General features: G+C 68.0%; 3 protein-coding genes. 1 reads left to right on the forward strand and 2 read right to left on the reverse strand.

Going from position 1 to position 3,341, the window contains the following annotated elements:
- Positions 1 to 78: 78 nt before the first annotated feature.
- Entirely contained in the window at positions 79 to 393 is a 315-nt protein-coding gene (locus P3T29_RS32395; RefSeq protein ID WP_280720259.1) for a hypothetical protein, read from the reverse strand.
- 224 nt (positions 394 to 617) lie between these two features.
- On the opposite strand from P3T29_RS32395, the gene P3T29_RS32400 reads away from it, so the two are divergent.
- The gene (locus P3T29_RS32400; protein WP_280720260.1) at positions 618 to 1,478 is read left to right on the forward strand and encodes a helix-turn-helix domain-containing protein; all 861 of its coding nucleotides are present in this window, start codon (positions 618 to 620) and stop codon (positions 1,476 to 1,478) included.
- A 153-nt stretch (positions 1,479 to 1,631) separates the two neighbouring features.
- Here the strand turns inward: P3T29_RS32400 and P3T29_RS32405 are convergent, their stop codons facing one another.
- Positions 1,632 to 3,215, reverse strand: a complete 1,584-nt coding sequence (locus P3T29_RS32405; protein ID WP_280720261.1) for a DEAD/DEAH box helicase family protein — start codon at positions 3,213 to 3,215, stop codon at positions 1,632 to 1,634.
- Between the last annotated feature and the right edge of the window lie 126 nt (positions 3,216 to 3,341).

The raw sequence follows: 3,341 nt of genomic DNA on the forward strand, positions 1-3,341 counted from the left end.
TGCTCATGTTGCTCTTGCCGCTCACGATCTGGACTGCTTCCTCCGGGACTCAACCGTCCCAGTATCAGGCTGTCCAGTTCAACGGGGGAACTTCACGCGCAGGAACCGCAGCAGTGCGCGAAGCGTGCCAGGGCCGTCTGCCGACGGCTCGTTGGGCAGCTCGGTGAGCGTGCGCGGCAGCCAGTCCAGCAGGAACTCCTCCACATGCCGCGCCTGCCACAGCCCGAGCCGCCCGTCGACGGTCCCGCGATGCCGGTAGTCCAGCGCCGACTCCGCCACCGTCGGACCGCCCACCTCGCCGTGCTCCTCGCACCAGGCCGCGAAACGCCCGACCAGCTGCTCACAGGCGGCCGTGTAGCCGTCCTCGTCGTCCGGCTCGAAGAACATGCGCATGGAGATCAGCCTCGCGGTCGGATGGCACGCGGAACGTCATCAGCCTACTGGTCCATCTGCACCGCGCCCCTGTTGTCGTAATTCCGTCAAATTCGGACATATGAAGGGCGTACTTGGCTCGCTGTTGGAAGGTTTCGGTGGCAGGTGGGTCAAGGTGTGACATCCAGGTCGGACTCCGTGCCTATCGGCTGATCATGTGTGAAGTCGCCAAGGGAGGAGCTTTCATGGAGGGGCTTGCTACCCCGATGGAACGTATGCGGGCGCTCGATCACCTGAGTCCGCTCGAGGCCGCGAAGGAATGGGGGGTGCCGAAGCCCGCGCTGAAGAACGCGGCGGAACAGATCCGGCAGATCCGCGCGGGAGTAGACCGGAGCCTGGCGCCGAATAGGCCGCGCTGCCCAGCGCCCGTGACTTCCTTCTTCGGCTTCCCGTGCAAGGTTCCGGTGGAGCCGGGAATGGAGCTCTGCTACCAGCACCGCAGGACCCAGCATCGGCCCGGCGCCGACGTCCTCTCGTACGCCCTTGCGGCGGTTCAGGCGCACGAGAGCTGGGAGGCGCTGCGTGACCGGATCACCAAGCTCGACAGGCGGGCGCTGGAACGCGAACGGCTCAGGCTATTCCATGCACTGGAGGCCAGGACCCCGCTGACCGAGGAGGACTACCGGTTGGCGGCCATGCTGCTCCCCTCGGAGGACCCGGCCACCCAGGACCGGCGCGCTCTCGGCTTGCCGGGGCCGAACGACGGGATCGGGGACGGTGCCCGGCTGCGCGGGCTGGGCGTGCTGCTGGCTGCGGCGGAGACGGCAGCTCTGGGGCTGCCGACCGGTCTGCCGGAAGGCCGCCGCACGAAGCACCAGGTAGAGGAAGTGCGGGAAGCGAAAGCGGAGGGGCCGCTGCTCTACGGCTACAACGAGGCAGCTGAACGCCTTGGCGTGAAAGCGCACTGGCTGCGCACGGAGGCGGCCGCGGGGCGGGTGCCCTATCGGCAGGTGGGTGGGCACCGCATGTTCAGCGAGGAGGACCTCGCGGAGATCGTGAAGGACGCCTACCGGCCGAGCACCCCGAGATCCCGAAGGCGGTACTGAGGCGCAGGTGCCAGCGAGACAGCACTCTCGTCCAGGCCGTCACTGGTCCGTCTGTGCACAGCAGTGAGTTTGTGAACTCGAGTGAGGTGGGAGGACTACCGACTCCATGAGAGGGCTCCATCGACCGTATATGGGCCCCGAGTTCGCAGGGGGTCAGCCGCGCGGGTACGGGTGGGCCTCTCGGTAGGCGTCCCAGATCGCGGTGCGCAGTTTGCCGCGAGCCGGGACACCGAGGCCGTGTTCCCGTGCCCACGACCGCACGTGGGCAACGGTCGGCTCTGGTGACGAGGTCTCCGTTGCAGGTGGTTTGCTCGCTGTACCCTGCTCCGGGCGAGTCGCGGTCGGTGTCGTGGGTGCGGTGGCGGTGCTGAATCCGCGGCGCTCGAGGATCCGGCGGCGCTTGTGGTGCATGCGCTCCAGCAGCGGCACCTCCGCATCGAGGTAGTCGTGGGCCTCGACGTGGCTCTTCTTCGCCTCGGTGTTGCGCATGATCCGGCCGACCTGTTGGATGACGCGGCCCTTGAAGGAGACGGGGCTGGTCAGGAAGAGGGTGTCGAGACGGGGTGCGTCGAAGCCTTCACCGGCGATCTTGTCGATGGCCAGCAGTACGAGTGGGCCCGCATCGCCTTCGGCGAGTGCGGCGCGGACGCGGTCGCGCTCGATGGCGGGAAGGCCGCCGTGCAGGAGCATCGCCTCGATGCCGCGCTCCTTGAGTGCGGCGGCGAGCTGGTTGACGTGTTCGATCCGGTTGGTGAGTGCCAGGCTGCAGCGCCCTCTCTGGTAGGCGTCGGCGATGTCCGCGGCAATGAGCTGATTGCGGGTCAGGTCGGTGGCGAGTTCGCCGTAGATCGCCTGGATGGAGGCGCCATCGGTGCCGGGCTCGTCGGTGGTGAAGGTAGTTCGGTGCACGATCAGGTGTTTGGCGAAGGTGCTCTGGTCTTCGATCTCGTGTCGGATCGGGCCGCACTGCATGGTGATCAGCGCGTCCATCTGGTCCGCGCGGTAGGGGGTGGCGGACAACCCGATCCACCGCTCGGCGTTGACTCTGCGGATCGCAGACTCGGCGGCCGGCGCGCCGACGGCGTGACACTCGTCCACGACGACCAGGCCGTAGCCGTCCAGGAGTCCGTCAGGGGCGTTTCGGTGGGTGAGGGACTGCAGCATGATCAGGTCGACGATGCCGCCGCGGCGGTCTTTGCCTGCCCCGAGTGAGCCGACCGCACCGTCGCCGAGATCGAGGAAGGTCTCCAGGCGCTCGCGCCACTGGGACAATAGCTCGGCCCGGTTGACGATGATCGCGGTGGGCCGGGCGTGGTCGGCGATCAGCGCGCAGGCCATGACGGTCTTGCCCGCGCCGGGTGGGGCGACGAGTACCCCGGTGGCGTGTGGGGTCATCGCGGCGACGGCGTCGGCCTGGATGGTGGTGAGTTCGCCGGTGAACCGGACGTCGATCGGAGTGTGCTCGGGCAGGGTGCCGGTGGGCTTGAGAGTGCCGCCTGCCGCGGTGATCAGGCTGGTGGCCTCGTCGTGCAGCCCTCGGGGCAAGGCGATCCATTCAGGGTCGGTGGCGTCGAAGCAGCAGATCAGGCGGGGGGTGTTGAAGGTGGAGAACCGCTGGTTCTGCCGGCGGTAGAACTCCGGGTTGTGCAGGGAGGCGGCGTGCTTGAGGGCCGCGATCAGTTGCGGGGGCAGCCCGCTGGCGGCGATCTTGAGCATCGCTCCGGCCTCGGCCTTCACGATCTTCGGGGCTTTACCGAGTGCGCCTCGCCCTGCGTTCCGCGTAATTCAGGGGCCCTGGAGTCCCTGCCGGGTTGAAGGTGCAGGTCAGCCGGGTGGGGGCTGGTGACGCGGTCGGATTCGCCT

This window comes from Kitasatospora sp. MAP5-34, from assembly GCF_029894335.1.
Classification (GTDB): domain Bacteria; phylum Actinomycetota; class Actinomycetes; order Streptomycetales; family Streptomycetaceae; genus Kitasatospora.

Excerpts from the sequence above, each read along its gene's own strand:
- P3T29_RS32395 (WP_280720259.1), bottom strand. The coding sequence starts at position 393 with ATGCGCATGTTCTTCGAGCCGGACGACGAGGACGGCTACACGGCCGCC.
- P3T29_RS32400 (WP_280720260.1), top strand. The coding sequence starts at position 618 with ATGGAGGGGCTTGCTACCCCGATGGAACGTATGCGGGCGCTCGATCAC.